The sequence below is a fragment of the Nisaea sp. genome, assembly GCF_039990255.1.
Classification (GTDB): domain Bacteria; phylum Pseudomonadota; class Alphaproteobacteria; order Thalassobaculales; family Thalassobaculaceae; genus Nisaea.
In genome coordinates this window covers 264081-290717 of sequence record NZ_JBDXGG010000007.1, presented here as the reverse complement: position 1 = coordinate 290717, position 26637 = coordinate 264081, and the positions used below count along the sequence as shown (strand labels likewise).

Genomic DNA, 26637 nt, shown 5'->3' with positions numbered 1-26637 from the left:
CAATCCAGACATTGTAACCCAAAGCCCGGACGAGTATGGTGCGGCGCTTCCTAACATAGTGATTCGACGGATATGCGCGTCTTTCTGGATTTCGAAAAGCCGATTGCCGATCTTGAAGGCAAGATTGAGGAACTGCGTCACCTCTCATCCGAGGGCGATATCAATATCGCTGAAGAGGTGGGCAAGCTGCAGGCCAAGGTCGAGCGCCAGCTCCGGCAGTCCTATCAGAAGCTAACGCCGTGGCAGAAGGTGCAGGTTGCCCGGCATCCGGACCGGCCACATTTCAAGCAGGTTCTGGCTCATCTGGTTGAGGATTTTACGCCACTCGCAGGGGACCGCTCCTTCGGTGAGGACAAGGCGATCATCGGCGGCATCGGCCGTTTCCGAGGCTTTTCGGCCGTTGTTATAGGCAACGAGAAGGGCGGCACGACAGAAGAGCGGATCGCGCATAATTTCGGCATGGCAAAACCGGAAGGCTACCGCAAGGCGCGCCGGCTGATGGAAATGGCCGACCGGTTCAAACTTCCAGTGCTGACTTTCGTCGACACCGCCGGAGCCTATCCGGGCGTCGGTGCCGAGGAACGCGGCCAGGCCGAGGCCATTGCCCGTTCCATCGAGGGCTGCCTCTCACTTCAGGTTCCGGTCATTGCGTCCATCGTCGGCGAAGGCGGGTCCGGCGGCGCCGCGGCGCTGGCTGTGGCCAACCGGGTCCTGATGCTGGAACATGCGGTCTATTCGGTGATCTCTCCAGAAGGCTGCGCCTCCATTCTCTGGCGTGACGGCGACCATGCCCGCGACGCGGCTGAAGCATTGCGGCTGACCTCCGACGATCTGCTGAAGCTGGGCGTGATCGACGAGATCATTCGGGAGCCCCTCGGCGCGGCGCATCGCAATCAGGAAGTTGCCCTCGACGCCCTCGGCGATGCTGTCGAAGCCAACCTCCGCACCCTCGTGGGAACGGAAGGCGGCACGCTGAAGGCGGACCGACGTCGGAAATTCCTCGAGATGGGCAAAAAAGGCCTCGCCTGACCGATTGTTTTAAGTCGGCGAGTGCTTTGAATTGATCTGGCACAATTCCCGTCTTTGCATCGGGTGATATGTCTCCTCCATTGGCGTCGAAAGATATCGGCACCGATTGAGGGGATTGCAGGATGCTCGGTCACCGCACCATTCTGATAGTGCTGCTACTCACCGTGATCGCGGGCGGGCTATACTGGTATAGCGAGCGCGAGAGCGGCCTGCCGGAAGGCTTTGCCAGCGCCAATGGACGGCTGGAGGCCGAGCGGGTCGATATCGCCAGCAAATTTTCCGGCCGTATCCGCGAAGTGCTGGTAACCGAAGGCGAGATGGTTTCAGGGGGACAGATTTTAGCCCATCTGGACTCAACCGAAATCGAGGCCCAGATCCGGGAAGCCGACGCAGCCGTTCTGCAGGCCAGGGAGGCGTTGAACGAAGCCCGGGCACTGCTGGCTCAGCGCAAGAGCGAGCTGGTGCTGGCGGATCAGGAAATGCACCGGTCCGAGACGCTGGGCGAGCGCGGTTTTGCCAGCGGAGAGACCGTGGACCGCCGACGCAGCCAACGGGCGACGGCCGCGGCGGCCGTCGCCTCCGCCAAAGCAGGCATTGCCCGTGCTGAAGCTGCCATCGCCGCCCGCGAAGCGACAGAAGAACGCATCCGTGCAGATCTAAAGGAATATGAAATTGCCGCCCCCGTCGGCGGGCGGATACAGTACCGGCTGGCTGAACCCGGCGAAGTGACTGCAGCAGGCGGCAAGATCGCGACCATGCTGGATCTGAAACGGGTCTACATGACGGTCTATCTGCCGACACGCGATGCCGGACGGCTCGCCTACGGAGCGGAGGCCCGACTGATCTTCGACGCTGCCCCGGAATATGTCATCCCGGCAACCGTCACCTTCGTCGCTTCCGAAGCACAGTTCACGCCGCGCTATGTCGAGACTGAGAGCGAACGGGACAAGCTGATGTTCCGGGTCAAGCTAACGATCCCGGCGGAAACGCTCGAAGGATATGAGCGCGTCGTGAAGGCCGGTATACCGGGCATCGCCATCGTCCGCACGGACCCCGACATTCCGTGGCCGAGGGAATTCGCCGTCAATCTGCCTCCACTCAATGGCTGACACCGCCTCGCCCATACGCCTTTCCAGCGTCTCCCACCGTTATGGGCGGGTGGATGCACTGCGACAGATCGATGTTGAGATCGCGCCCGGATCGACCGTCGGCGTTATTGGGCCGGATGGGGTCGGCAAATCCACCTTGCTGGCATTGCTCTCTGGAACCAAGAAAATCCAGAGCGGGACGGTCGATCTGTTCGGCGAAGATCTGCGGCGCAAAAACCACAGGCGCCGAGTCTGTAGCCGGATCGCCTATATGCCGCAGGGCCTTGGCAAAAACCTCTACGCCACACTCTCAATCTCTGAGAATCTTGACTTTTTCGCCCGACTCTATGACCAGCCCGAGAGCGAGCGGCAGCAACGGGCGGACGAGCTGCTGCACGCCACAGGACTGTTCCCATTCCGCGACCGGCCGGCGGAGAAACTCTCCGGTGGCATGAAACAGAAGCTGGCGCTCTGCTGCGCGCTGATACACGACCCGGATCTGCTGATCCTCGACGAGCCGACCACCGGCGTCGATCCTCTTTCACGTCGCCAGTTCTGGGAGCTGATCGCGCGAATCCGCGGCCGCCGTCCCTGGATGACGATCGTCACCGCCACCGCCTACATGTCCGAGGCCGAACAATTCGAGCATCTGATAGCCATGCATGACGGCTGCACCCTTGCCGAGGGAACACCTGAGGACCTGAAGAGACAGGCCGGGGCAGACACTCTCGAAGAAGCGTTTCTCGCCCTGCTTCCGGGAAATGACAGTGCCGGTTTTATCGCCCGCCCGAAGCCCGAGACCAGCGAGGAGAGGAGCGCGGAACCTGCAATCGAGGCATCCGGGCTGGTCATGAAATTCGGCGATTTCACTGCCGTCGATCATGTGGGTTTCCGTATCGAACGCGGCGAGATCTTCGGCTTCCTGGGCTCGAACGGCTGCGGCAAGACGACAACCATGAAGATGCTGACCGGCCTGCTCACGCCGACCGAGGGCGAGGCTCGTATCTTCGGCAAACGGATCGGGAAAGACGGCATGGAGATGCGCCGCAGGGTCGGTTACATGTCCCAGTCTTTCTCGCTCTACAACGAGTTGACCGTGCGCCAGAATCTCGACCTGCATGCCGGTCTCTTCCGCATCGAGGGGAGCAGGAAGACCGAACGGATCGCGGAACTGTCCGACCGTTTCGGCCTGGCCCCGGTCATGGAAAAACGGCCAGACGCTCTGCCTCTTGGCATCCGTCAGCGGCTGCAGCTCGCGGTTGCCGTGTTGCACAAACCGGAAATGCTGATCCTGGACGAGCCGACAAGCGGAGTCGATCCGGTCGCCCGGGACGGTTTCTGGAACCTGCTCACCGAACTCTCCCGCGAGGATGGTGTGACAATCTTCATATCGACGCATTTCATGAACGAGGCGGAGCGCTGCGACCGGATCTCGCTCATGCATGCCGGCCGTGTGCTGGCGATGGGTGTGCCGGACGAGTTGGTGGCGGAAGCCGGTCAGGATACGCTGGAAGGCGCTTTCATCGGCCATCTCGAGGCGGCTGCCAAGGATGGCGCGCCTCCGGTCGAGGACCAGACCATCGCTCTTCTGGAGCAAAACGACGGAGATACCAAGATACCGGCCCTGTTCTCCCCGGCACGGCTTTGGGCCATCGCCCGGCGCGAATCCTACGAGTTGAGTCGAGATCCGATCCGGCTGGCCTTTGCCATTCTTGGCCCGCTCATTCTGATGCTGGCGATGGGCTACGGAATATCCTTCGATGTCGAGGATATGCGCTATGCCGTGCTGGATCAGGACCGCAGCCGCGAGAGCCGCATGGTGCTGCGTCAGTTCGAGAGGTCCCGCTATTTCAGCGCCGCGCGGGAGCTGCAGGATACAGAAGACCTGGACCGGCGCATGCAGCGAGGCGAGATCGGCCTTGCGCTCGTCGTGCCGCCCGGATTCGGCCGCGATCTGATCGCCGGTCGCCAGCCGGAAATCTCCGCCTTGCTGGACGGTGCCAATACAAGCCGCGCCGAGACGGCCCGCGGTTATGTTGAAGGCACCTTCAACGCCTTCCTGTCGGAGCTCGAGACCCGGAATGGAACGGATACGGCTAGACAGCCGCTCACCACCATAGAGGTCAGGTTCCGCTACAATCAGGGCTTTACCTCGCAGCAGGCCATCCCGCCGGGGGTGCTGATGATGCTCATGATGATGATTCCCGCCATGCTGACCGCGCTCGGGATCGTCCGCGAAAAGGAGTTGGGCTCCATCACCAACCTCTACGCCTCCCCGGCCAGCCGCTTCGAGTTTCTGGTCGGCAAGCAGCTTCCCTATATCGGCATCGCACTCGTCAGTTTCCTCACGATGATGCTGATGATGTTCCTGTTCTTCGATCTGCTACCGAAATCTAGCGTGCTGGTTCTGCTGGCGGGCGCAGTGCTCTACGCTACCGCGGCCACCGGGTTCGGGCTGCTGGCCTCGACCGTGGCCACGTCGCAGGTCGCCGCAGTATTCGGAACCGCGATCATCGTGCTGGTCCCGACCATCAATTTCTCCGGCATGTTGCACCCGGTCGCAACTCTAGACACGGCCGGGCGGATCATCGGCGAAGCCTTCCCGGCCTCCTATTTCCAGAAGATCAGCGCCGGTGTTTTCAACAAGGGCCTGCCAGTCGCTGATCTGGCGCCCAATCTCGCCATACTTGCGGTCTTTTGCGTGGCCTACTGGGTGATTTCCTCCATCGCCCTGCCAAAACAGGGACGCTGAGAGCATGCGCGCCCTGCTGATCATCCTCCGCCTCGGTATCAAGGAGATCTACAGCCTGGCCCGTGACCCGGTGCTGATGGGGCTGATCGTCTATACCTTCAGCGTCAGCGTCTACACTGTCGCCGACGGCGTCGAGACCGAACTCAGGGACGCGGCAATCGCCATCGTCGACGAAGATGATTCCGTTCTGTCGCACCGCCTCAGGGGCGCATTCCTGCCACCCTATTTCAAGCCGCCGGTCATCATTGGTATCGCCGACATAGACGAGGTACTCGACAGCGGTCGCTTCACATTCGTGCTCGATATCCCCACGAAATTCGAGCTGGGTGTTCAACGCGGGCGGCTTCCGGCAATCCAGCTCAATGTCGATGCGACCGCCATGTCCATCGCCGGGAACGGTGCCGGTTACATCACTTCAATCGTTGAACAGGAAGTCGCCCGCATCATGAACCGGGCAGAACCGGGTGCAGCAGCGGCGGCAAACCTTCAGATCAGGGTCAAGTACAACCCGAACCTTGAAGCCGTCTGGCTGAATGCCGTGATGGAGGTGGTGAACAACATCATCGTCATGGCCATCATTCTTTCCGGCGCGGCAGTGATCCGCGAGCGCGAACACGGTACCATCGAGCATCTGCTAGTCATGCCTGTGACGGCGGCGGAGATCATGATCTCGAAGATCTGGGCGAACGGTCTGGTCATCGTTATCGCCGCGCTGCTCTCGCTCCAATTCGTCGTGAACTGGGGCCTTGGCGTGCCGTTGAAAGGCTCGATAACCCTGTTCGCATTCGGCGCGGCCGTCTTCCTGTTTTCAAACACCGCGCTCGGCGTGATGCTATCGACCTTCGCCCGGTCAATGCCCCAGTTTGCCTTGCTCGCGATCCCCGTCATTGTCGTCCTGCAACTACTCTCAGGAAGCCTGACGCCCTTGGAGAGTATGCCGGAGACATTGCAATGGATCATGCAGCTGTCCCCCGCGACGCATTTCGTCCGGTTCTCGCAAGCCGTGATTTACCGGGACGCGCCGATTATCCTGATCTGGCCGGAACTCGCTATCATGTTTGGTATCGGTTGCCTCTTTTTCGCAATGGCCCTGTCGCGCTTCCGCATCGCGATGGGCACGCGCTAGAGCGGCTGATTACTCTCCGGCCTCGCGCAAGGCGGCATCGTAAAGGTTCGGCCCCGCAAATTCCCGATCGTGGGTCAGGGACGGCACCTTGCCGCGCGCCTCGTCGACCTTTGCAAGATCGATCTCGGCCGTGATGATGCCCGGCTCCTCGCCCGCATCGGCCAGCACCTCGCCCCACGGCGCGACGATGATTGAATGCCCAAAGGTCTGGCGTCCCTTGGAGTGGGTGCCGCACTGGGCGGCGGAGACGACGAAACTGCCATTCTCGATCGCCCGGGCCCGCTGCAGAACGTGCCAGTGCGCTTCGCCGGTCACCTTGGTGAAAGCAGCCGGAGCGAACAGCACCTTGGCACCTGCCTGAGCGAGGGAACGATAAAGATAGGGGAAGCGGATGTCGTAGCAGATGGTCAGGCCGATTGTGCCCCATGGCGTTTCGGCGAGCACGCCTTCCTCACCAGGCTTGTAAGACGCCGACTCCCGATAGACTTGGCCGTCACCGACTTGCACGTCGAACATGTGAATCTTCGTATAACGCGCGGCGATTGAACCATCGGGCGCGATCAGGAAGCTGCGATTGGCAAGCCGTTCGTCATCCGTCAGCTTGACGGAGAGCGAACCGGCATGCAGCCAAACACCGAGTTCCGCCGCGAGGCCACGGAAGGCGATGAGCACTTCATGCTCTTCCTCAACCTTTGCCTTGGCCCGCGCCGCTGGCTTGTCCGGCTCGAACATGCCGACGATTTCAGGGGTGGTGATGAAATCCGCACCGGCGGCCTTCGCCTCCCGGATCATCGGCGAGACTTCGGCGATGTTCACCTCTGGGTCCGGTTTCGAGTTGGTCTGGACACAGGCAACGGTGAATTTCGACATCGGATCAATCCCCTGAACGGACGGTTAGGAGGCTTTCGCCTGCAACATTTCGTCGAGCTTACCACTCGCTTCCAGCGCCGCCAATTCGTCCGATCCACCAACTCCGGCGCCATCGATGAAAATCTGCGGCACGGTATAGCGGCCGTCAGCCTTTTCGGTCATCTCGGCACGCTTCGAACTGCTGGTGCTGACGTCGATCTCCGTAAACGGCACATTCTTGCTTTCCAGCAACCTCTTGGCGCGGACGCAGAACGGGCAAAACATAGTCGTATAAATCTCGACATCGGCCATCAGGTTATCTCCTCGGAAAAGCTTACCGAACCCAAATAGGGACGCTGAGCGCTTCAATCCAGCATTTCGCGCTGCCGGACGCAAGCATCCACGCGCGCGGGCGGCTTGAAGACTAGAGCACGCGTGCCAGCGTGAGGAGGCTGGCGGGTCCCGAGCCCGCTTTCCGACAGGCCCGGATACAGGCTTCCGCTGTGGCGCCCGAGGTCCAGACGTCATCCACCAGAAGAATGCGCCGCCCTGCAATTTTCTCCCGCCGATCGGGCCGCACTGCGAAGGCCCCGCGCACATTCAATGTTCGGGCCGTCTTGCCAAGCCCGCCCTGACTGGGTGTGCGCTTCACCCTGACAAGCGACAGCGGGTCAGAGGGCAGCCCGGTCAGCCGCGCGAGCTCCGCCGCCAACAGGGCCGATTGGTTGAAACGCCGACTGATCCGGCGCCAGGGATGCAGCGGCACTGGTACAATGATGGACTGCTCTGAAAAAAGATCAGCCCCCGCCAATGCCATCCAGCGAGCAAACAAACGGGACAACGTTTCGTCCCCGCCATGTTTGAAGCGCAGGATCATCTCCCGGCTGGCGTCGTCATAGGCCAGCGCGGACCGGGCAACATCGAACAAAGGCGGAGCCGCCATGCAAGCACCGCAAAGAGATCCGGCACCAACGTCGTATTCGAAGGGCAACCCGCAGCAGGCACACCAAGGCGGCCCGAGGAACGTCGCCGACATCCAGCAATCCGAACAAAGTCGGTCATCCTCAACCACCAGCGCACCGCATTTCTTGCAGCGCGGCGGCAACACCACATCGAACAGCCTCCGCCCCAAATGCACAACCGGTCTTCCCAGACTTCCGATCACGCCACCACCATGCTCCCCGACACTCCAACCAGATATTGACGGCATGGGAGGGCCAGAAACATTTCCCCGGCGCCCGCGATGAACTATATCGGCGGCATGACCGATCAGATGCTCGTCTTCGACCGCCGACAGATCCGCCGCAACCGGGACCGCGCCGCCGCAAGCTTCGCCGCCCATGATTTCCTTAAAAGGGAGATCTCCGAGCGCGTCGCGGACCGCATGGCCGACATCCAGCGCCAGTTTCCGCGCCTGCTAGATTTCGGCTGTCATAGCGGCTTGCTGCGCGACAGCCTGGACCCTCGCCTTGGTGTCGAATGGATCGTCGGGATGGACCCGTCAGAACAGTTCGCACGACAAGCTTCCCGAAACGGCCCGGCGCTGGCCGCCGAGGAAGAACTCCTGCCCTTCGCTCCCGCAAGCTTCGATGCCGTCGTCAGCGCGCTTTCGCTGCATTGGGTAAATGACTTGCCGGGCGCGCTCGTGCAGGCCCGGCAATGCCTGAAACCGGACGGCCTTTTTCTGGGTGCAATGCTGGGCGGCGAGACCCTGCACGAATTGCGCGCAGTGTTGACCGAAGCGGAAAGCGACGTGCTCGGCGGTGCCGGTCCCCGCGTCTCCCCCTTCGCCGAACTCCAGGACGCGGCTGGCCTTATGCAAAGGGCCGGGTTCGCGCTGCCGGTGGTCGACAGCGATCTGCTGACGGTGACGTATGAAAACGCCTTCCTGCTGATGCAGGAGCTTCGCTGCATGGGTGAAGGCAATGCCGTGGTAGCCCGGCGCAAGAGCGCCACACCGAAGAGTGTTTTCCTGCGCGCCGCCGAAATCTACCAGCAGCGCCACGGCACGCCAGACGGCCGGATCCCGGCAAGTTTCCAGATCCTCTATCTAACGGGCTGGGCCCCGCATGCTTCCCAGCAGAAACCGCTCAGACCCGGCAGCGCCGCACACCGACTGTCCGATGCACTGGGAGCGACAGAGCTGCCGACAGGAGAAAAAGCACCGGTAAAGCCACACGGCTGAGCGCGACATTTTGCCTCCCCCAATGATCAACCAAACCGCATAAGTTCTTTAATTTCAACGGAATGATCATTCAAAATAGGTGACCTTTTGTCTTCGTCCGGACATTCAGCGCAACGCGTCAGCCTTCGCCATTTCTCCTCTTCCACTATTCCTTTATTAAAATATGGAAATTAGCCGGACGCTTCGTTCTTGCGCTCATGGCTCACATAAAACGAGTATAGTTTGAGGAAAATAATGCGTCTGCGTGACATCGGCTTGTCGGCTAAAATGATGGGATTCGTCGTCGTAATCACCATCCTGAATATGTTGTTCGGCGTCTGGACGGCGATCGATCAGTGGGAAATGCTGAATGCCGGAAAGCGGAGCAGTATCAAATCCATCGTCGAATCCGCATCAAGTATTGTGGGCGGCATCCGAACCCGTGCCCTCAAGGAAGGCCTCAGCGAAGAAGAGGCCAAGGCAGAAGCCGCCAGAGTCCTTGCCGGACTACGCTATGCAAATGGTGATTATGTCTGGGTGAATGACCTGCGCCAGACCGTCATCATGCACCCCATCCAGCCAAGTCTGATCGGCCGCGATGCGTCGGGGATCAAGGATCCAAACGGGGTCGCCGTCTTCACGGAAATCGTCCGGATCGCGGCGAACGACGGGGATGGTTTTCTCCCCTACCAATGGCCGAAACCCGGCTTCGATGCGCCGGTGGACAAGATTTCCTATGTAAAGCTTTACAAGCCTTGGGGCTGGGTCATCGGCAGCGGTGTCTATATTGATGACCTGGCGGCTGAATTTCAGGCGACACTGGTGCGGGACGTTATTTCCGTGCTTCTGATCACCGCCATCATGGTGCTTGTTGCCCTCGTGATCAGGCGGACCATTGTCAGCCCCCTGACCAGGTCCATCAAGGTGATAGACCGGCTGGCCCATGACGATCTGTCCGTCGAAATTGACGCTACCGACCGTAAGGATGAGATCGGCTCCATGGCCGATGCCATCGTTACGTTCAGGGACCGCCTCATGGAACGGCGAAGAATGGAAGAACGGAAACGGGCGGAAGCCGCGGCCCAAATGCGGCAGAAGCAGGCCGTCGATGCGCTTGTGAGCGAGTTCTCCGGCACGATCGAACATGTCGTTGGCAAGCTTGGAGAGGCATCCTCCGCCATGACGAGTACGGCGCAAACCGTCAACCACACCTCCTCCAGCACAAAGCAGCAGGCCGTGACGGTCGGCGAGGCAGCGGATAAGGTCAGTACCAGCGTCGAGACCGTTTCAGCCGCCTCCGAGCAGCTTGTCAGATCGATCGGGGAGGTTGCGCGCCAGGTGGAAGACGCGCACCGGACGACAAGCACCGCACGGGGAAAAACCGAGAAGACCGCGGGCACGGTGCAGCGCCTCGAGAATGCGGCCGACCGGATCACCGAAATCGTCGAGATGATCAATTCCGTCGCGGGGCAAACCAATCTGCTGGCCCTCAATGCCACTATCGAAGCCGCCCGGGCAGGCGAAGCGGGCAAAGGATTTGCCGTTGTGGCCGGAGAAGTGAAGGCGCTGGCGAATGAAACCGCCACAGCGACCAAGGAGATCGGCGACCAGATTTCCGAAATGCAGACGATCACGAAAGAAACGGCAACAGCCATCGCCGACATCGTCACGGTCATTCAGCAGATCGACAGTGTCAGCGGGTCAATCGCCGCCGCAATGGGCGAGCAAAGCGCCGCCACGCAGGAAATCGTCCGTTCGGTCGGGGATGTTTCCAGCAATACGGGGATGGTCGCCAGCAGTATTCGTCATGTCAGGGATGCTGCCGATCAGTCCGGCGTTGCCGCCGAGGCCGTGGCGGAAACCGCAGAGACCCTTGGCAACCAGACGGACGGCCTGCGCAATGATGTCAGCACGTTTCTAACCCGCCTGCGGGAGCTGGGACAGAAGGACAGTATCGCCGCTCAGTAAAGATGACCGTCAGCAATTTCGCTCCGCCGGTTTCCTGAAGCCGGCGGAGGGCATACTTCAGGATTCCTTGAGAGCGCCAGCCTGCGCCACCTTCCGGGAAATCAGCCCGTCGGTGCCACTGACCGTGCAATCGAGATCACGGATTCTGCCATCCCCGAGACCGTAAGCCCAGCCATGCAGATGCAGCGGTGTGCCCGCCTCCCACGTCGCCCGGACGATCGGGGTACGGGCGAGTGTCTGCACCTGCGTTCTGACATTCAGCTCACAGAGCTTGTTATGCCTTTCATCGTCTCCGTTGCAGGTGTGAAGCTCGTCCTCATAACGCTCGGCAACATCGCGGATCGGCTGAAGCCAGTGATCGACGATACCGTGCGCATCGCCGTCCACCGCTGCATGAACGCCGCCGCAGCCATAGTGGCCACAAACGATCACATGCTTGACGTGTAGAACCCCTATGGCGAATTCCAGTACAGACAAAAGATTCAAATCGCCAGGATGGACCAGGTTCGCGACATTGCGATGCACGAAGACCTCACCGGGCGCGAGCCCGGTGATGACATTCGCCGGCACCCGGCTGTCCGAACAACCAATCCAGAGATAGTCCGGAGTCTGCAGCCCGGACAGGCGCTCGAAATAATGCGGATCTTCAAGCAGCTTTCCTTCGGCCCACTCCACATTGTGCTGCAGCAGGCTGGACAAATCAGGCATCGACGCCATCCATTCCTCCAAAGATAAGTCGGATGGATATAAGCGTTGATGGCCTCTTGCGAAAGAAAAACTGCCCGGATCAGCGCGCCAGACCGGCTTTCACCAGATAGTCTGCCGCGTCGAAGATGCGCATGTGGTCTCTCAACTCAAGAATAAGACGAGGATTGGAGGTCAGCTGAGAGAGCGCCCGAAAAACCGAGGCCCAGCGGATCGTTCCCTCACCCATCACCCAGTGCCTGTCTGCATAACCGTCAGCATCCTGCAGGTGCACATGCTCCAGCATGTTACCCGCAGCAACGACGTAATAGTCGACCGGCGGCGCCCCGGTCGAGCCGTGAGCATAATGCGCGTGTCCGGTGTCGATGGAGACGCGCACCCGCTCGCTTTCAAAAGACTCGGCCAACAGAACACGCCAACGCGGATCAACATCCTCGATATTCTCGATCACCAACGTCACGCCGATCTCCTCGGCCCGCTTAACCGCCTCGTCCAGTGTGGCATGCACCCGTCCGACCGCATCTTCCATGCTGCCCGGTTTATTGTCGAAATTGTTGTGATCCCAGGTGGTGAACGGGCTGTGCACAACCATTTGTGTCGCGCCAATTTCCTCGCAGGCATCCAGGCCTTGCATCATCCGCTTTTTCACAACATCACGGACATCCGGGTCCGCCGTATAGATGGTGAAACCCCAGAACGGGCCGTGAATGCCAAGCCGTCCCTGATGCCCAGAAAGCTGTTTCTTGATGTGCGCTGCCAGCGGCTTCCAATCCCCGTTCAGCACCTCGGCCTTTACGAAATCCTGAATTTCCAGGTCCCGCTGACTGTCGATCAGCCAATCGCGGTAACGCTCCAGCATACGGGCCGGCATGGCGGCACCAAGGGTCGGCAAAGGTGCAGATGCGGCGTCTGTCATAATCATGGCTCCGGTTCATGCGGCAGTAGATTCACTCTGGACGCGCTGAGTGTCGCCTGCCTCCGGCCCACATAAAATGGAAACTTTCCTGACATTCGGCAGGAATTCGATGCCGGATTGATCCGCTCCGGCAATGAAGCCGACATCACAAATGCACAAGAAAGACCTGTGGACGTCCCTCTTTCGGACGCCACGACAATAGCGGCCTGCGCCTATTCCTGCTCGGCAAATGAATCCGCAAAACGTTCGCGCACAGCGACGATTTCATCGAAATTCGCCATGAAGAGATCCACGCCAAGAGGGTCGAAATGACGACCGCGTTCTTCTTGTAACAGGCTGACGATCCGATCCAGCGGCCAAGCCTGCTTGTAGCACCGATCACTGCCGAGAGCGTCGAAGACGTCCGCAAGCGCCGTCAGTCGGCCATAGATATGGATATCGTCACCCTTCTTGCCGTGAGGATAACCGGACCCATCCCATTTCTCATGATGCTCAAGGGCGATGGTCGCGGCCGCCTTCAGGATTTTCCGGTTCGATCCGGCAAGCATCCTGTGCCCGAGTTCCGCATGGGACTTCATGACCACCCACTCCTCGGGATCGAGTTTACCGGGCTTGTTCAAAATCGCATCCGGAACCCCGATCTTGCCAATGTCATGCAGCGGCGAGGCCAGCTTGATCAGTTCGACCTCTTCTTCTTCAAGTCCGTAGGCGACGGCAAGAATGCGGCTGATCTCGGCGACCCGTTTCACATGATTTCCAGTTTCCTGTGACCGGGTCTCTACCGCTTCTCCCAGCATATAGACGATCTCGCGCTGGGTGCTCGCGACATCCTCATGCAACTGCGCGTTTTCAAATGCGATGGAGACATTCTGGATGAACAACTCCAGTAGACGCTGGTCCACGTCACTAATCGTTCCGACCCCCGACATATAGGTCAGGTTCACCGAGCCGTGGCGGTCTTCAAAAAAACCGACGAAATCTCCGTCTCCATAATGGCTCGATCGCCGCTTGACGGCATCGTCCAGCCGACCGACAACATCTGCTGGTAGTACTTGATCTGCATGGTCTCCCGCATAATCGCCGAATGCACCCGTCGCCGCTAGAATACGGAGCTTGTCACCGGCATAGGAGGCTGCAAGACCGCCAGCTGCCGTCGGTGAACCTCTCTGCATATAGACGGCGCTCGGGTCGAGATGGAGAAGCGCAGTCAGCTGCTCGAGCGCGCCTTCGGCGAACTTGTTCATCGACTTGAGCTCGAACACATTGGCCGAGGCCTCGATCACCTGTTCCAGACCGCGTTTGTTCTGCTCAATCGTCACTATATCCCGATAGGACCTGAGCGAACTGCACAGAAGGGTAAACAGCTTGGTCGCAGTGAGATCGGTCTTCTCTTTGTAGTCGTTGATATCGTAATCGGCGATTACCTTCCGCTCCGGCGCCTGACCGGGCTGGCCGGTCCGAAGCACGATACGCGAGCGCCAGTTATTGAGGTGTGATCGGATATAGTGCGCCACCTGCAGTCCCGCATCCTCGGTCTCCATGACCACATCGAGCAGGATCAGGGCAGCGTCCTGATGATCGACCAGAACCTCCTTTGCCTCCGCCCCAGAATAGCAGCTGACAAAACTCAGTCCGCGGCCCGCGAACTCGAAATCCGCCAGTGTCAGCTTGGTGACGTCGTGCATCCCAGGATCATCGTCGACAATGACGACTTTCCATTTGGTCTGCGCAGGTTGGATTCCGTCCGCGTCTGCTCCGCTCATATCTTCAGCGGCAAAAATGAGGGCATCGTTATCAGTCATTCGCGGCCTCCGTCTTGACCGGGAGCGTTATGTCGAAACGCGTTCCCTCTCCGGGGGTGCTGAAACAGCGAATAGTGCCGGCCAGCGTTGTTGTCACCAAATTATACACGATGTGCATTCCGAGTCCGCTGCCACCAGATCCGCGCCGGGTCGTGAAAAACGGTTCGAATATCTTCTCGCAGATAGCGGCACTCATGCCTTGTCCATTGTCCTCGAAGCTGATCCTGACCTGATCGCCAGAGAGTATCGTCCGGATCAGAATTTGCCCCCGGACTTCCTGCTCCTGACCTTCGTTCCTGAAGGCATGCGTCAGCGCATTAACCAATAAGTTCGAGAGGACCTGGGAGAACGCCCCCGGAAAACTGTCGATTACAGTATTCGCATCACCTTCCAGAACCAGGTCCACGTTCGGGTGCGCTCTGAGTTGTGGCTTCAAGCTCTGAATGATCTCGGACACGTATGAATCGACATTAAAAGATCGACGCTCTTCACTCGACTGGTCGACGGCAATCTGCTTGAAACTTCGGATCAACTCCGCAGCCCGCCCCAAGTTGACCTCGATGATTCTGCTGCCCTCATCGGCAATCGCGATATACCCGTCTAGCTGAGAGCGCTTGACGGTATCGCTTCTGAAGGCAGCTCCAATCTTGAGTGTCTCCTCGCGAACATGTGTGGACGCGGTCAAGGCCGTGCCGATCGGCGTATTGATCTCATGTGCAATACCGGCGACAAGACCGCCAAGGGACGCCATTTTTTCCACTTGGACGAGTTCGTCCTGCGCAAGCTCGAGTTCGGAAAGTGCTTGCCTCAACTGGTTTTGCGTCTCGATTTGCTCCGTCATATCGACAACGATCGAGACAATGCATCCGTCGCCAACTGGATGACGGCGGACTTGGAAAACCCTTCCGGACGGTGCGTGGTACTGGATCTGTTTGTCAGTCGGATTGCGAATGGATTCCACAAGCACCTGGAACTGCGGCTCATGGTCCGCAGATCCATAGTCACCACGGTTGATCTCGAACCTGATGACTGCTTCGTAATTCTTGCCGCGATCGAGCATTTCGTCGGGCCCCTGGAAGATTTCGCGGAACCGCTCGTTAACAACGACGATCCTCATCTCGGCATCGGTCACAATCATGCCAGCGGGCGCACTGGCGATAATCGACCGGAATAGCGTTTCCTTTTCGGAAAGCTCGGCTTCGACTTTCTTTCCACTGCTGATATCGAGATGCCAAACGATCACCGCGGGCTCACCGGCGAAATTCGTCGGCCTGGTGTTGTGCTGGCACCACCAAACCGAACCGTCACGGCGCTGCCGCACCATCTCAACATTCGTGATGCCTTCACCGTAGAACTGCTCGCTGTGAAGCCGTTCATTGTCCTTTGGATCGCGGAACGAAAACGTCATCGGCACGGGCCAGTCATCCAATTGCAAGTCGTCAGGAATTCCGAAAAGCGCTCTCATGCCGGCGTTGGCGTAAACGCGCTTTCCGGTCTTCCTTGAAAGAATCGTAATCCCCATAGGGCTTCGATCCAGAATGTCGTGGAGGCTCTTCTCGCTCGCCCGAACCCGCTCTTCAGCTTCCTTGCGTTTGGTGATGTCCACCTGCCAAACGATGATCGCATCCATCCCTTCGAATTCTATTTCCCGAGCAGATATGAGACTCCACCAGCGGGAGTCGTCCCAGCGAACCCGTTCGATCTCGATTCCCGCAATCACTTCGCCCCGCATCAACCGATCGTGCAGCATCTGCGGAACCGCCTGATCGACAAAGGTGCTTGCAACCGAAACAGACATTCCGGTTTCTAGATCCGGATATCTGTTCTGAACGACCATCCAGCGGTTCATGAACAGGCGCTTAGTGCCGTCGACCGAAAGAATCGACACCCCCACCGGGCAGCTGTCGAAGAGATCACGCAGATTCTCTCCACTCGGCTCCACATCTTCCAGTACCGCCGAAGGCTGAGACCGATGCACGACCGTCGAAGCTGCAGAGTTCTCTCCGATACGGGCGCGGTGGACGCGATCATGGAGCCATCCTCCGAGTAAGAGAACGGCGATGCCGATCGCGAAAAGCGCATGCTCCATAAACGACCGCCCACGCTCGACAGAATCGACGCTAAGCCACCCAAGAAAGCCTGCATCCAATAAAGCCAATAGAGCGACGACAAGCACAATCAGGTCAAACTTCGTTAAATCACTTGGCAGCCAACGTGATCGGCTCATTCGCTTTCTCGCACCCGAAAAATCGAAGCAACCGATAAATTTAAAGACCGAGAATTAAGATCAAGTAAAAATATATTTTATTGAAATTTCAGATTGTTGAAACGCAGACAGCTGCCGAATTTGGAGTCAAATTGGAAACACCTCAGCCAACAGTAACGAAAAGTATTTCCGTTCACTTATGAGGGTCTACGCTGGTTAATTTCGAGGGTCCGATACCTCACATTTGAGGCCCGCATAACGCGCTCGGACTGTTCGGCAATCCCGCTGCGAGCATCAACGGAAACGGCCAGAGCGCTCTTCCCGCCCCCTCACCCAGGTTGCTGAAACAGCGAATAGTCCCGGCCAGTTTTGTTGTCACCAGATTATAGACAATATGCATTCCGAGTCCGCTACCACCGGACCCACGCCGGGTCGTAAAAAACGGCTCGAAAACGCGATCGCTTACGGCGGCGCTCATGCCTCGTCCGTTGTCTTCGAAACTGATTCTGACCTGATCGCCGATCAGTATCGTCCGGATCACGACCTGGCCACCGCCTTCCTGCTCTTGGTCGAAAGCATGTGTCAGCGCATTCAGCAGCAAGTTCGAGAGGACTTGAGAAAACGCTCCCGGGAAACTGTCGATAACGACATTCGCACCGGCATCCAGAACCAGATCAACATTCGGATAAACTCTGAGCTGCGGCTTCAGACTTTGAATAACCTCGGACAAATATGAGTCGAAGTTGAATGACCTGCGCTCTTCGCTCGACTGGTCGACAGCGACTTGCTTGAAGCTTCGGATTAACTCCGCTGCCCGGTCCAGGTTGGTCTCAATAATCTTACTGCCTTCATCTGCTATCGTAAGATATCCGTCCAGCTGAGAACGCTTGACGGTATTGCTGCTGAAGGCGGCTCCAATCTTGAGTGTCTCCTCGCGAACATGTGTGGATGCGGTCAAAGCCGTGCCGATCGGCGCATTGATCTCGTGTGCAACCCCGGCAACTAGACTGCCAAGGGACGCCATTTTCTCCGCCTGCACGAGTTCATCCTGAGCAAGCTCAAGATCGCAGAGGGCCTGTCGCAATTGCTCCTCGGCCTGTTTCTGCTCGGTCACGTCCATTGCAATGGTGACAACGCTTCCATCCCCTACGGGATGACGGCGCACACTGAAAGCATTGCCTGCCGTGGAGATGTATTCGAAAGGACGAGCATTCGGAGTTTTCAAAGACTCCAGTACATTGGAACGATGTTCGTCGATGTTGGAACCATAATCCCCTCGCTCGGACACATAGCGAATAACGTCAGCATAGTTCTTGCCCGCTTCCATCATCTCCTGCGGTACATCAAGAATATCGCTTAGCTGATCATTGGCCACGACGATTTTCATATCCTTATCGGTCAGGATGATCCCGGCCGGAGCATTGCTGATGGTCGATCGCAGCTGCGCCTCTTTTTCGCGCAACTTCCGTTCAGATTCCTTGCGATCAGTGACATCCGCCTGCCAGGCAAACACAGATGGGACGCCTTCAAAGTCGACTTGTTTTGCCGAGATCAGGCTCCACCACCTTGAACCATCGACCTTGACCCGTTCGGCCTCGAATTCAGTGACACCTCTTCCATCGATCATGGCCTGTCTCAATTCCGGGGGAATCCTCCTCCCACGAAGGTATCTGTAATCAGCATCTCCGCGCCAGACGCTGCATTCCGATACCCGGACATCTCAAAATTCCGGTCATACATGAACAACCGGCGTAGATCCTTGACGGAAAAGATTGAAACGCCCATTGGACAGAATTCGAAAATCTCGCGCAAACGCTCGGCATTGCGGTGGACCTCCTGTTCGGCAGCCTTCCGCTTGGTAATATCCCGGATGATCGCGGTGAAGGAGCGGACTCCGGCCGTACTGACTTCACTCACCGAAAGTTCGATTGGAAAAAGAGATCCGTCCAAGCACCGTCCTTCGAGCTCGGACGTCTGCCCGATGATCGAACTCTCGCCCGTATCAAGGTAGTACTGGATCCATGATTGGTGGGACTCAGCGACATTTTCATTCATGAGAACAGAAACTGGTTGGCCAATAAGGGTTTGGAGGCAGAACCCGAATATTGTTTCCACCGCCTGGTTCGCAGACGTGATCCGGTCTTCCAGGTCGACGCTAATGATCGCATCAGCCGCACTGTCAATGGTATTGCGATGCTTCGCTTCGTTGAATTCAAGCTCCGCCTGAATAGCCTCGCGTTTTGCTATTTCAATGCGCAGCTCTTCCGTTCTCAGCTCGACCAATTCTTCCTGACGGTTATTGAGAGTCTGAATCTCGACGAGCTACCGGGCCCGTTCAGTCACATCCATCAATGTGCCGCACACCGCTGTCTTACTACCATTCTCGAAAAGAGGCCCAACACGCCCCTCCACCCAGCGAACGCTTCCGTCCGCGCGGAGAATGCGGCACTCGATGGCGCTCTCCTCATCGGCCTTCCATGCAATGTAAAACCAGCGGTCCACCGCATCCCGCTCATCCGGGTGAACGATCTGGAGGAACGTCGTCCAGAGTGGCGGCGGGCCGGCCCGGTCTAAACCGAGAATATGATAAGACTGGTCAGACCAGAAAATCTTATCCCCCTCCAGGGCCCAGTACCAGGATCCAACCTGTCCGATCCGTTCTGCGTGGCCGCGCGCCACAATATCAGGCAGAGAGCCTGCAACCGGAGACGCCGGGGATTGCGTAGAGGCTCCGCTGGAAGAATCCGCACGCAAACGCTGGAGGAACAAGGCCGAAAAAGCGGTAATGACAGCGACAAAAATCGAATGCTCGGCGATCCAGTAAGGGCTTCAGGTCACCTGGCCCGAAAACCACCAGAAAGCGCTGTTATGGAGTGCGAGAACGGAGCCCACGATAGCCGACAGCCAAACACGATATCACTAGCCTGATCTCCAATGATAAGCACGATTCATTCCGGTGATTTTTCCTGTGATTTGGAGGATCCCACCTTAAAGGCATGGCGTAAAGAACCGGTAAAACCGGACAATCATAAGAAAAAACACGATGCTCGGCTTTCGACATAAGGAGGACGATCATCGACCTTTTAAACGCGACAACACTCGACCTCTGGTTACTCCTGACCGGTTTCAGTGTTACGCGCCATGCTGAGAAACGGTCTCCTTCCGGCGCGGATATTGTACTTTTCGTCAGCGCCCATCAGAGTGGCTGCACAAGTATTCAAAAACAAAGTCACGCAGGGGGCCGACATGGGAGCTTTCGATCTTAGCGGCAAAGTCGCCGCAGTAACGGGCGGCAACGGCGGCATTGGTCTGGCTATGGCCGAGGGACTTGCCAGGGCAGGCGCATCGATCATGGTGATCGGACGCAATCCCGACAAAAACAATATGGCCGAAGGAAAGCTGGCAGAGCTCGGCGTCAAGGCCAGCGCTTTTGCCGCGGACGTGACCAGCGAAGAAGACTGCGCCGCCGCCATCGCGGCAACGAAAGAGCGGTTCGGACGTCTGGACATCCTGATCAACAATGCCGGCACCAATATCCGCAACGCTCCGCATAAGCTATCGCTCCAGGACTGGCGGACAGTGATCGACACCAACCTGACCAGCGCCTTCATCTGCAGCAACGCGGCCTATCCATTACTGTCGGCCAAGGGCGGCAAGATCATCAATATCGGCTCCATGCTATCGATTTTCGGCTCCAGCTATGGCGCCGCCTACGCTGCCAGCAAGGGCGGCATCGTCCAGCTCACCAAGTCGCAGGCCGTAGCCTGGGCGCCGGAAGGCATCCAGGTGAACGCCATTCTGCCCGGCTGGATCAATACCGATATGACGCGGCAGGCCCGCATTGATGTCGATGGACTGCACGAACGCATCCAGGGCCGCACCCCGGCGGAACGCTGGGGCGATCCCGAAGATCTCGCCGGTGTCGCGGTTTTCCTTTCCGCTTCCGCGTCCGATTTCGTCACCGGCACGGCCATTCCGGTCGATGGCGGATTTTCCGTCAATATCTGACCTCCACGTTCACCTTCAGCTCACTCAAGGACAAGAAATGACCGGCAAACCCATCGATGAGGTTCTGAAGTGGCTGGATAGCCAGCGCGACGCCATGACCGATCTGCTCGAAGAGCTGGTGAACACGGAGTCCGGCACCTACAACAAATCCGGTGTCGATGCGGTCGGCGCCAAGATCGAAGAGCATCTGAACGCTGCCGGTATCGCGACGGAACGAACCGGCGCCGACAGTTTCGGAGACTGCATCCGGGCTGAAATCTCCGCTGCCCCCGGTGGAGCCAACCGGCATATCGTGCTGATGGGCCACAGAGACACTGTCTTCCCGGATGGCACCGTTGCCGAACGCCCCTTCACCAAGGATGGCGATGTCGCCTACGGACCCGGTGTCGCGGATATGAAATCCGGACTGGTGATGAACACCTTCATCATGGAAGCTTTCCACAAGTTCGGCGGCGCGCCTTTCCCGCTGGTCGCGCTCTATACCGGCGACGAGGAAATCGGCTCTCCATCCGGGCGGCCGGTGATCGAAGCCACTGCGCGCGGCGCGCGGGCGGTCTTCAATGCGGAGCCCGGCCGCGAGACCGGCAATGTGGTGACAGGACGCAAGGGCGCATCCTTCTTCAAATTCGAGATTACAGGTGTTGCCGCGCATTCCGGCGGCCAGCCCGAGAAAGGCGTCAGCGCAATCGAGGAAATGGCCCGGAAGATTCAGGCCCTGCATACGCTCACGAATTTCGAGACCGGCGTCACGGTGAATGTCGGTCTTCTCTCCGGCGGCAGTTCCGTCAACACCGTCGCCCCGCTCTGCACCGCCGAGGTCGATGTTAGGTTCAAAACCATGGAGCAGCGGGACCAGGTCTGGCGCGCCATCCAAACCATCCTCGACACGACACACCTGCCGGGTACGGAAACCCGCGTCGTGCAGGAACGCGGCTTCCTGCCGCTCACCATGTCGGACGACAGCCAGAACATCTTCGATGTTTATGTCAGCGGCGCGTCGGAGCTCGGCATGACCATCGACGGCGAGTTCTCCGGCGGCAGCGCCGATAGTGGCTTCACCGCACAGGTCGGCACACCAACACTCTGCTCCACCGGTCCGGTCGGCGGCGGAGCACATTCGATCAACGAGTATTGCCGGCTGGATACGCTGGTGCCTCGGGCCAAGGCCGTCGCCCTTGCGATCTCGCGTCTGAACGCCTGATCTTCGCGCCCAGAGCTGTTAGTCTTCCTGTTATCTGGACTTTCATGCTGTCCGGAAGCATCTGTCTTTTGAGGGATCGTTGGTCTTAGAGAGTTAGCGCGGGGGAGATTTCGGCTATGGCACGCGTCTTGGTTCTCTTTGCACATCCGAGAACCGACCGGTCCGTCGCGAACACGGCCCTGGTGGCCGACGCGCGAGAAATCGATGGCGTCGAACTTGTCGATCTCTATGCCGAATATCCGGATTTCGATATCGATATCGACCGGGAACAACACCGCCTGCGGGAGGCCGATATCCTGGTGCTCCAGCATCCGGTCTACTGGTATTCCTGCCCCGCCCTGCTGAAGGAATGGCTGGATCTGGTTTTCGAGCACGGGTTTGCCTATGGCTCGGACGGAATCGCGCTTGCAGGCAAGCCCATGCTCCAGGTTGCCACCTGCGGCTCAGCCCGGGAGGCCTACAAAAAACGGGGTAAATATCAGAACGAGCTACGGACACTGTTCTCGCCCTTCGAGCAGACCGCGAAGTTCTGCGACATGATCTATCTTGCGCCATTCGGGGTTTTCTCGGCGGAAGATGCCGCGGATGAAAAGCGTCTGAACAGCATCGTCACCGATTACCGCCGCCTGCTGACAGCTTTGCGTGACGGTACGCTTGACCTGGGAAAAGCCGCCACAGCACCTCTGCTGAACGATATCCTCGACGAGGTTATCACCCCCCCGGAACAGGCGACCATCTGATGGGATTCTTCCAGGACGCTTTCATCTATCTGCTGGCAGCTGTCATCGCTGTTACGGTCTCGAACAGGCTCGGTCTCGGCTCCGTACTCGGCTATCTCTTCGCCGGGATCGCTATCGGACCAGTGCTGGGTGTCGTTGCCGGGGCGGAGACCGAAACGGTGAAGCATTTCGCCGAATTCGGCGTGGTCATCATGCTCTTCCTGATCGGCCTTGAACTCGAGCCACAAATGATCTGGCGAATGCGCTGGCAACTTCTCGGGCTCGGTGGACTGCAGGTCACACTGACAACTGCGGCACTGACTGCGGCGGCGATGGCAGCCGGGTTCGCATGGCAGACGTCCCTCGTCATCGGCATGACGCTCGCGCTCTCCTCCACCGCCATCGTCCTGCAAACCCTGAATGAGAAGGGCTGGATGCGATCGCGAGGCGGGCAATCATCTTTTTCCGTACTGCTTTTCCAGGATATCGCGGTCATCCCGATGCTCGCCCTGCTGCCGTTGCTCGCGGTCGGCGATCCTGTGGCCATGGCCGACGGCAATGCGGGGCATCAGGGAAGCATGCTCGACGGCTTTCCCGGCTGGTTCCAGACACTCGTGATTGTCGCCACTATTGCTTTCATCATTCTGAGCGGGCGCTTTCTTGTCCGACCGGCCTTCCGCCTGATCGCGGCTTCGCAGATGAGGGAGCTCTTTACCGCGGCCGCGCTGCTGATCGTCGTCTCCACCGCCTTGCTGATGGACCTCGTCGGGGTCTCCGCCGCGCTCGGAGCTTTTCTGGCCGGCGTCGTGCTTTCGACCAGTGAATACCGGCATGCCATCGAGAGCGATATAGAGCCGTTCAAGGGACTGCTGCTCGGTCTCTTCTTCATCTCCGTCGGTGCTGGCATCGATTTCGGGCTGCTGTTCTCCGAGTTCTTCCTGATCATCGGCATCGCGCTCGGCATCATCCTGGTCAAGGCCCTCGTGCTGCTCGCACTGGCAGGTATTTTCCGGCTACCCTGGCAGGACACCTGGATGTTCGGGCTCGGCCTCGCCCAAGCCGGAGAGTTCGCCTTCGTCCTTTTCGGCTTTGCAGGGTCAAGCGGCGCCATTGCCGGCAGTCTGGTAGAAACCCTGATCCTCGCTGTTGCCGTGACGATGCTGCTGACGCCGCTCCTATTCATCCTGTTCGAGCGCTATGTCTCGCCGCGCACGGTCAGCAAGTCGAGCCAGCCAGCGGACGAGATACCAGAGCCGGGGACAGTCGTGATCGCCGGTGTCGGCCGCGTCGGACAGATCATTGCCCGCCTGCTGATGGCGGAGAATTACAAGATCGTGGTTCTTGACCATGACCCAAATCTGGTCGAACGGATGCGGCAGACCGGCGTGCACAGCTACTATGGCGATGCCACCCGGCCCGACCTGCTCGAAGCCGCCGGGCTCGGCGAGGCCGAAGTTCTGGTCGCGGCGCTCGACGATCAGGACCAGCAGACCGTGCTCGTCCGGCATGTCGCGGAGCATTTCCCGAAATGCCGTATCGTCGCCCGCGCCTTCGATCGCCATCATCTCTATGAGCTGGAGAAGGCAGGAGCCCATGCAATCGAACGCGAGGCCTTCGAGGGCGCGTTGATGCTCGGCCGCCGCACCTTGCGGGAACTCGGCCTGCATCCTTTCAGGGCCGAACAGAAAGTCCGCGCCTTCCGCCGCCACGATATGCAGACTGTCGATGTGCTGCGCGAATACTGGGCTGGGGGAGTCGGAAAGAAGTATCTCACTGCCGTTCGGGAACGTCTCGACGAACTGATGCAGGTTATGCGCTCAGACCGCCTCGCCGGAAAAAAACTTCCAGACCGTGAATGGACGCCGCCGCGCGGCGAAGATGCCGAACGCTGAAATCTGGCATAAAGCTTGCTTTCTCTTTTCTGCTACAATCAAACCGGGTGACTCGCCGGAACCGCACTGCTGGGGGAGAAGAGACAGCTCATGAAGATCCTTATGGTTATCCCGCGTTATGTTGAGCAAGCAGGCGCGTTTTATCATCTTCCTCTCGGACTAGGGTATGTCGCGGCAATAGCAGAACAGGAAGGGCATGAAATCCAGGCGATAAACCTGAACGCGCTTGGTCCCAACTATCTGGATGAACTGCAACTGAAACTCTGGACCTACAAACCAGATCTTTGCAGTACTGGCGGCCTCTCGGCCTTCGTCGCGAAAGTTCAGGAAATTCTCGGCATCTGCAAGGATGTCTGCCCGGACACAACAACCATCATCGGCGGCGGCATGCTAAGTGGCGACCCGGAACCGGCCATGCGCATGACGGGCGCCGATATCGGTGTCATCGGCGAAGGTGAGGATTCGTTCGGAGAGTTCCTGCAGGTTTTTTCCAGCTCCGGCGATCTGGCCACAGTCGATGGTCTGATCTTCCGCAACGACAAGGGCGAGCTGATCCGCAACAAGCCGCGGGCGGCCATCATGGCCCTCGATGATCTTCCCTGGCCCAGCTACGACCTGCTCGGTTTCGGGGATGTGATCAACACCCAAAGCAGCCTTGATACATACTTCTATCAGAGCCAGCCCAATTCGAACCCGCGCAGCATTGACATGATCACCAGCCGGTCATGCCCGTTCAGCTGCACATTCTGCTTCCACCCGGCGGGCAAGGTCTACCGGGAGCGTGACCTTGAGAAGTTCTTCCAGGAAGTCGCATTCTATAAAGAAAAATACCAGATCAACATGGTGCAGATCGTAGACGAGCTGTTCTCACTGCGCCGGGACCGGCTGCACGAATTCTGCGAACGCATGGAGCCGCTGAACCTGCAATGGCAGGTCCAGTTGCACGTCAATAGCTGTGACCGTGAGACGCTGAAGAAGATGGAACGCTCCGGCTGCAGTTTCATCAGTTACGGCGTTGAAAGCATGGATCCGTCGGTGCTTGTCAGTATGAAGAAAAGGGCGAAGGTCGAACGCGTTGACAGCACTCTCCGGATGACTGCCGAAGAAAAGGTCGGAATCCAAGCCAATCTGATTTTCGGTGACACAGTGGAAACGGTTGAGACCGCCAACAATTCACTGAAATGGTGGGCCAAGAACACGGATCTCGGTGTCTATCTAGCCTCCTTGCAGGTCTACCCCGGGAGTCCGGACTATATAGAAGCCGTACGAGATGGTCTGATCACGAACCGCGATCATTTCGTCAATGAGCTTCCAATCTCCGTCAACATCAGCCAGATGAACGCCACCAACCGCACCTTTCTTAGTATTCTATTAGGCGCATACGGCCAAAGTATCCTGAACGTCGCAAAGCATTCATCTCACCGGATTTCCGACACGCAACTCGAAAATCGCAAAACCGCCTACGATATCGATTTCACCTGTCCGACTTGCCAGACCGAAAATCATTACAAGTCCGCGGTCATTGATATCGAGGACAGCCCAAGTCTGCGCGTGGCCTGCCGACATTGCCGCACCCGCCCCTATATTCCGAACCCGCTCAAGAACCGGAGCGCCTACCGTATCCGCAATCTCGAAATCGCCCGCCTGGAAGAAGCACACAAACTTCTCGCGGCAAACGATCACGACGCGGCGTACACCATCCTGGAAAGCATGACCCAACTGGAGGGTTCATCGGACAGGAAGGCCAAGGCCTTCGCCCTGCTGGGCATGATCGAGGCAGCCCGCCGAAACTTCATGCCGGCCACGTTACGCTGGGCGGACGCCGTGCGATTGGCACCGTTCGATCCGGATAATCATGTCGGCTTCGCGCGCGTACTCAGTGTGTTCAAAATCTTCGGCGGCGCGATCCTGCATTACAAGCAGGCCCTCAGGCTCGCCCCGGATCATGCCGAGGCCGCAGCGGAACTCCAGAAAATCGAACGGAACTACAGCACCGCGGAGAAGGAAGTGTTCGTCATTTCCCTGTCGAATGACCTGCCGCCGCAACGTAAATCCCGGGAAAAGAAAAACACCCGGATCAAGCACGCGGACAAGCTCAAACTGGCCGGCGGGCGCTTCGACACGGAGCCGGAATTCGCCCATCTCGAACCGGTGGCCTAAAACACGCTCTTTGGACTTTTCAGATTGCATGGATTGAAATAGAACCAATTTA

Annotated in this window: 21 protein-coding genes; 12 read left to right on the top strand and 9 right to left on the bottom strand. The window is 58.5% G+C overall.

The features are described from left to right. Positions 1-72 precede the first annotated feature (72 nt). From ABJ076_RS06075 to ABJ076_RS06060, 4 genes are all read left to right on the top strand, one after another. Positions 73-1029, top strand: coding sequence for an acetyl-CoA carboxylase carboxyltransferase subunit alpha (locus ABJ076_RS06075; protein WP_348188596.1), 957 nt, complete (start codon positions 73-75; stop codon positions 1027-1029). Positions 1030-1151: 122 nt separating this feature from the next. Next, positions 1152-2138, top strand: coding sequence for an HlyD family efflux transporter periplasmic adaptor subunit (locus ABJ076_RS06070; RefSeq protein WP_348188594.1), 987 nt, complete (start codon positions 1152-1154; stop codon positions 2136-2138). Beyond that, on the top strand, positions 2131-4869 hold the full coding sequence (gene rbbA / locus ABJ076_RS06065) for a ribosome-associated ATPase/putative transporter RbbA (protein ID WP_348188592.1): 2739 nt from the start codon (positions 2131-2133) through the stop codon (positions 4867-4869). Before ABJ076_RS06070 ends, rbbA begins: the two co-directional genes overlap by 8 nt. Before the next feature lie 4 nt (positions 4870-4873). After that, positions 4874-5995 (top strand): ABC transporter permease, encoded by a 1122-nt coding sequence (locus ABJ076_RS06060; RefSeq protein ID WP_348188590.1) that lies wholly within the window; start codon positions 4874-4876, stop codon positions 5993-5995. Positions 5996-6004: 9 nt separating this feature from the next. On the opposite strand, the gene ABJ076_RS06055 is transcribed toward ABJ076_RS06060, so the two are convergent. The 3 genes from ABJ076_RS06055 to ABJ076_RS06045 all read right to left on the bottom strand — a co-directional run bounded on the left by ABJ076_RS06055 (position 6005) and on the right by ABJ076_RS06045 (position 8009). Further along, positions 6005-6865, bottom strand: coding sequence for a carbon-nitrogen hydrolase family protein (locus ABJ076_RS06055; protein ID WP_348188588.1), 861 nt, complete (start codon positions 6863-6865; stop codon positions 6005-6007). 24 nt (positions 6866-6889) lie between these two features. Then, positions 6890-7156: a glutaredoxin 3 gene (gene grxC, locus ABJ076_RS06050; protein ID WP_348188586.1), complete on the bottom strand. Its 267-nt coding sequence runs from the start codon at positions 7154-7156 to the stop codon at positions 6890-6892. A gap of 112 nt (positions 7157-7268) precedes the next feature. After that, positions 7269-8009 (bottom strand): ComF family protein, encoded by a 741-nt coding sequence (locus tag ABJ076_RS06045; RefSeq protein ID WP_348202631.1) that lies wholly within the window; start codon positions 8007-8009, stop codon positions 7269-7271. Between the two features lie 78 nt (positions 8010-8087). Between ABJ076_RS06045 and ABJ076_RS06040 the strand changes: the two genes are divergently transcribed. Both ABJ076_RS06040 and ABJ076_RS06035 read left to right on the top strand, forming a co-directional pair. After that, positions 8088-9029, top strand: coding sequence for a methyltransferase domain-containing protein (locus ABJ076_RS06040; protein WP_348199313.1), 942 nt, complete (start codon positions 8088-8090; stop codon positions 9027-9029). A 234-nt stretch (positions 9030-9263) separates the two neighbouring features. Beyond that, complete coding sequence (locus tag ABJ076_RS06035; protein WP_348191176.1) at positions 9264-10976, top strand: cache domain-containing protein; 1713 nt, start codon at positions 9264-9266, stop codon at positions 10974-10976. 57 nt (positions 10977-11033) lie between these two features. Here the strand turns inward: ABJ076_RS06035 and ABJ076_RS06030 are convergent, their stop codons facing one another. From ABJ076_RS06030 to ABJ076_RS06005, 6 genes are all read right to left on the bottom strand, one after another. Next, positions 11034-11684, bottom strand: a complete 651-nt coding sequence (locus tag ABJ076_RS06030; protein ID WP_348199312.1) for a carbonic anhydrase — start codon at positions 11682-11684, stop codon at positions 11034-11036. Positions 11685-11763: 79 nt separating this feature from the next. Then, positions 11764-12597, bottom strand: coding sequence for a sugar phosphate isomerase/epimerase family protein (locus ABJ076_RS06025; protein ID WP_348191170.1), 834 nt, complete (start codon positions 12595-12597; stop codon positions 11764-11766). A gap of 212 nt (positions 12598-12809) precedes the next feature. After that, the gene (locus tag ABJ076_RS06020; protein WP_348191167.1) at positions 12810-14399 is read right to left on the bottom strand and encodes a DUF3369 domain-containing protein; all 1590 of its coding nucleotides are present in this window, start codon (positions 14397-14399) and stop codon (positions 12810-12812) included. Continuing rightward, positions 14392-16626, bottom strand: coding sequence for an ATP-binding protein (locus tag ABJ076_RS06015; RefSeq protein ID WP_348191165.1), 2235 nt, complete (start codon positions 16624-16626; stop codon positions 14392-14394). The genes ABJ076_RS06020 and ABJ076_RS06015 overlap by 8 nt, the downstream gene beginning before the upstream one ends. A 217-nt stretch (positions 16627-16843) precedes the next feature. Beyond that, positions 16844-18232 carry a PAS-domain containing protein gene (locus ABJ076_RS06010; RefSeq protein ID WP_348191162.1) on the bottom strand — a complete coding sequence of 463 codons (1389 nt, stop codon included), beginning with the start codon at positions 18230-18232 and terminating at the stop codon, positions 16844-16846. Between the two features lie 8 nt (positions 18233-18240). Beyond that, a complete protein-coding gene (locus ABJ076_RS06005) occupies positions 18241-18753 on the bottom strand; it encodes a PAS domain S-box protein (protein ID WP_348191188.1) in 513 nt (170 codons plus the stop codon). Here ABJ076_RS06005 and ABJ076_RS06000 point away from each other — a divergent pair. From ABJ076_RS06000 to ABJ076_RS05975, 6 genes are all read left to right on the top strand, one after another. After that, entirely contained in the window at positions 18634-19179 is a 546-nt protein-coding gene (locus ABJ076_RS06000) for a hypothetical protein (RefSeq protein ID WP_348199318.1), read from the top strand. The genes ABJ076_RS06005 and ABJ076_RS06000 overlap by 120 nt on opposite strands. Positions 19180-19851: 672 nt before the next feature. Further along, entirely contained in the window at positions 19852-20613 is a 762-nt protein-coding gene (locus tag ABJ076_RS05995) for an SDR family oxidoreductase (protein ID WP_348191156.1), read from the top strand. 37 nt (positions 20614-20650) lie between these two features. Beyond that, the gene (locus ABJ076_RS05990) at positions 20651-21814 is read left to right on the top strand and encodes a M20 family metallopeptidase (protein WP_348191153.1); all 1164 of its coding nucleotides are present in this window, start codon (positions 20651-20653) and stop codon (positions 21812-21814) included. A 116-nt stretch (positions 21815-21930) separates the two neighbouring features. Further along, on the top strand, positions 21931-22554 hold the full coding sequence (locus ABJ076_RS05985) for an NAD(P)H-dependent oxidoreductase (protein WP_348191150.1): 624 nt from the start codon (positions 21931-21933) through the stop codon (positions 22552-22554). Beyond that, the gene (locus ABJ076_RS05980) at positions 22554-24425 is read left to right on the top strand and encodes a monovalent cation:proton antiporter-2 (CPA2) family protein (RefSeq protein WP_348191147.1); all 1872 of its coding nucleotides are present in this window, start codon (positions 22554-22556) and stop codon (positions 24423-24425) included. Before ABJ076_RS05985 ends, ABJ076_RS05980 begins: the two co-directional genes overlap by 1 nt. 90 nt (positions 24426-24515) lie before the next feature. Continuing rightward, the gene (locus tag ABJ076_RS05975) at positions 24516-26585 is read left to right on the top strand and encodes a radical SAM protein (RefSeq protein WP_348191144.1); all 2070 of its coding nucleotides are present in this window, start codon (positions 24516-24518) and stop codon (positions 26583-26585) included. Positions 26586-26637: the final 52 nt, after the last annotated feature.